This is a genomic window from Flavobacterium sp. UBA4854 (genome assembly GCF_002399805.1).
In the GTDB taxonomy this organism is placed as follows: domain Bacteria; phylum Bacteroidota; class Bacteroidia; order Flavobacteriales; family Flavobacteriaceae; genus Flavobacterium; species Flavobacterium ginsengisoli.
The window spans coordinates 14,217-18,379 of sequence record NZ_DHEI01000007.1 but is presented as its reverse complement, the minus strand read 5'-3'; the positions used below and the strand labels follow the sequence as shown (position 1 = coordinate 18,379).

The 4,163-nt window shown below is 33.6% G+C and carries 2 protein-coding genes and 1 pseudogene; all 3 read left to right on the top strand.

All coding sequences use genetic code 11. The annotated features are described in order from the left end of the window. Positions 1-423, top strand: a pseudogene (locus B3J44_RS00720) (glycoside hydrolase); the annotation flags it as partial. Between the two features lie 240 nt (positions 424-663). Further along, on the top strand, positions 664-2,661 hold the full coding sequence (pelA, locus tag B3J44_RS00715; protein ID WP_286964956.1) for a pectate lyase: 1,998 nt from the start codon (positions 664-666) through the stop codon (positions 2,659-2,661). 126 nt (positions 2,662-2,787) lie between these two features. Further along, the gene (locus tag B3J44_RS00710; RefSeq protein ID WP_286964954.1) at positions 2,788-4,137 is read left to right on the top strand and encodes a glycoside hydrolase family 28 protein; all 1,350 of its coding nucleotides are present in this window, start codon (positions 2,788-2,790) and stop codon (positions 4,135-4,137) included. The last annotated feature ends 26 nt before the right edge of the window (positions 4,138-4,163 follow it).

The following is a 4,163-nucleotide window of genomic DNA, read 5'->3' as shown; positions in this document are numbered from 1 at the left end:
AAATTTCCGGCAGAAGAATTCACCGCAACAACAAAATTGACTTTCAATCCGAGATTGAATCGCGAATCGACAGGTTTGATCGTAATGGGCTTAGATTATAGCTTTCTAAGTTTTAAAAATAATGGAGGAAAACTATACCTAAGTCAGAAAACAGGAACATTTGATAAAACAGTTTCAGAAAAAGAAACCACTCCAATACAAATAGATAGCAATACGATTTACTTGAGAGTAAAAATTGGTAAAGGAGCAATGTGCAGTTTCTTTTATAGTTTAGACGATAAAAATTATCAAAAAATCGGAAATGATTTTAAAGCAAAAGAAGGAAAATGGATTGGAGCCAAAGTCGGACTTTTTGCTTTAGGCGAAGAAATAAAAAATGATTCCGGGAATGTTGAAGTAGATTGGTTCCGAATCACGAAGTAAAAATGCAAAATATAGAAAAAACGTATTTTTTGATTTTTTTTTTCGAAAAAACGGCTTTCATATTTTGATTCTACCGGATGAATTTTAAAAAGCAATATCAAAAGACATTAGATAACAAAAAGATGTCTTAAATATAGGTTTAAAAGATTTTTCTTACGATAAAATAAAAAAATAGCTTGTTTTTTAACTTTTAGCAGAAAATAAGCCATCCAAAAAATAAAAGGGTTAAAACAGATTAAAATGGTGCAATTAAAAAAAACTGCTTTATTGCTTATTACATTTTTAAGCATTGGACTTCAAGCTCAAACATCTTACAAACGATGGCCTGAAATTATTCGTAAGAGTGATGCTGCTTGGTTTGCATCTGCAGATGCAAAAAGAATAGCCGAAAACGTACTGCTTTACCAAAGAGACATTGGAGGATGGCCAAAAAACATTCAAATGCAGGAAGAACTTACAGAAAAACAGAAAAAAGATTTAATTGCACTTAAAAAAACCGCTGTAGAAACCACTACAGACAATGGAGCAACATGCCAAGAAATGCTTTTTATGTCTAGAATGTATGCGCAAGTCAAAGACGAGCGTTATCAGGAATCTTTCTTAAAAGGATTAAATTACCTTCTGGAAGCGCAATATGACAATGGTGGATGGCCGCAGTTTTATCCGTTAAAAAAAGGCTATTATACGCATATTACCTACAACGACGACTCAATGGTAAACATTATGAATGTGATAAGAGCAGTCGCAGATCAGACAGATTATTACAGTATAAAACCTTCAGCAGAAATTGTCGAAAAATGCAAAAAAGCTTTTGATAAAGGTATCGACTGTATTTTAAAAACACAATATAAGCAAAACGGAGTTTTAACAGCTTGGTGCGCACAGCATGACGAAGTTACATTGGCTCCTGCAAACGCAAGAGCTTTTGAACTAGCATCTTTAAGTGGTTACGAATCGGCTAAAATTACTCTGCTTTTAATGTCAATAAATAAGCCTTCTAGAGAAATTGTTACTGCAGTTAAAAGTGCTCAAGCATGGTTTGAAAAAACGAAAATCACCAATTTAGAAGAAAAAAGAATTCTTAATGATGCTGGAAAAATTATAGACAAAAAGATGATTCCTGCCATAAATGCTAAACCAATTTGGGCAAGATTTATGGACTTAGAAACCAATGAACCATTCTTTTGCGATCGAGACGGAATCAAAAAGAAAGCTATAGATCAGATTGGAGAAGAGCGAAGAAATGGCTATTCATGGTATTCTGATGCACCAGAAGAAGTTTTGAAAAAATATCCAGAATGGGCGGTTAAAAACGGCACAAAAGTAGGAGCAGTAGAAAAGAAAAATTTAAACTACATTACAGTAGCTCAAGACGGTTCTGGAGATTATACCAAAATACAAGATGCTGTTTATGCTACTCCCGCATTTCCGTATGAGAAAGTGACAATTTTTGTAAAAAACGGAATTTATAACGAAAAAGTCCGAATTCCAGAATGGAACAACAATGTTATTTTGCAAGGAGAAAGTAAAGAAAACACGATTATTACATATGATGATAATTTTTCTAAAATTGGTTTAGGAAGAAACAGCACTTTTTATACCTACACTCTTTTGGTAGAAGGAGACGATTTTTCGGCATCAAATCTTACCATCAAAAACACCTCAGGTGAGCACGGACAAGCAATTGCATTATCTGTAGCGGCAAACCGCGTCAAAATTACCAACTGCAACCTTTTAGGAAATCAAGATACTTTGTACTTATCTGGAAAAGAGGCTAAACAATATTTTAAAAATTGCTATATAGAAGGAACTACCGATTTTATATTTGGAGGAGCAACAGCTTTGTTCGAAAACTGTACAATTCACAGTATAAAAAGCTCTTATATAACAGCCGCTTCAACACCAGAAGGAACTCCTTTCGGATTCGTTTTTAAAAATTGTAAACTCACGGCAAATCCAGAAGCAAAAGATGTTTATCTAGGAAGACCGTGGCGCATTTATGCCAAAACAGTTTTTATTGACTGCGAAATGGGAAAACAAATTAAACCTGAAGGATGGGAAAATTGGTCGAAACCAGAAGCAGAAAAAAACGCCTTTTATGCAGAATACAATTGCAGCGGAGAAGGATTTCAACCCTCAAAAAGAGTAAAATGGTCGCATCAGCTTTCCAAGAAAGAAATAGCACAATATTCTATTGAGAACATTCTTAAAGATAAAGTTGCGAAGTGGTATTTTTAATAAAAAGGGACTAAGGTTCTGAGGAGCTAAGATACTAAGCTTCTTTACTAAACCTAAAATCAAATAGTTCGTCCCCAAAAGAAAACCTCAGTACCTTAGCATCTTAGAACCTCAGAACCTAAAAAAATGAAATACCTTTTCTTAATACTCATCGCCAGTACTTGTTTTGCACAAAACAGCAATTTTCCGTCAGTAAAAGTCGATTCTATTGTAAACAGGATAAAGCTTCCAGAAATCCCTTCTTTTCAAATCAATATAGTAAAATTAGGAGCAAAAGGAGATTCTGTTTCAGACAATAAAAAGGCTTTTGATAAAGCAATGGCTTTGTGTAAAAAGAATAATGGAGGAATAATTATAGTTCCTAAAGGAATTTATAAAATCAACGGACCAATTCATTTTGTGAGCAATGTAAATCTTAAAATAGAAAAAGGAGCTACAATTAAGTTTAGCGATAATCCCAAAGACTATCTTCCAATGGTTTTAACAAGCTGGGAAGGAACAATGCTTTACAATTACAGTCCGCTTATTTATGCAAACAACTGTGCAAATATTGCCATTTCAGGTGAAGGAACAATAGATGGAGAAGGCGGAAAGATATGGAAAACCTTTAAAGCAAAAGAAAACGAAGGCAAGAATCGAAGCCGTGAAATGAATCATAATAATGTGCCATTAAACGAAAGAAAATTTGGTGAAGGCTATTTTCTAAGACCGCAGATGATTCAGTTTCTGAATTGTAAAAACATATTAGTAGAAAATATCAGAATAGAAAATTCTCCATTTTGGTGTCTTCACCTTTTAAAATCAGAAAGCATAACAGTTCGAGGCATTAGCTACAAATCGCTAAACCATAACAATGACGGAATCGATCCAGAATACGCTAAAGATGTTTTAATTGAAAATGTAAACTTTGATAACGGAGATGACAACGTAGCCATAAAAGCAGGAAGAGATCATGAAGGAAGAGCTAATACCGCGACTCCAAGCCAAAACATTGTCATTAGAAACTGTAATTTTAAAGGACTGCATGGAGTAGTAATTGGAAGCGAAATGTCTGCAGGTGTGCAAAATGTTTTTGTAGAAAATTGTAAAACAATAGGGTACTTAAAAAGAGGTATTTATTTAAAAACGAACGCAGATCGAGGCGGTTTTATCAAAAATATTTTTGTTCAGAATCTTCAATTAGATCAAGTAGAAGACTGCATATACATTACGTCAAATTATCATGGAGAGGGTAAAGGTTTTCAATCTGATATATCTAATGTATATTTTTCGAATATAACCTGTAACAAAGCATCAGAATCAGGAATTGTAATTCAGGGATTTGCAGACAAAAAAATCAAGAATATCTCTTTAAAAAATATAGAAATAAAAGAAGCGAAAAACGCCCTCTCAAACGAAAATGCAGAAAATGTCTTGATGACAGATGTGTTTATAGGTAAACGAGCAACAGTGCCAACAGCGGTTTCTAAACATTAAATTTTTACTGTAAAGTTTTTTTTACC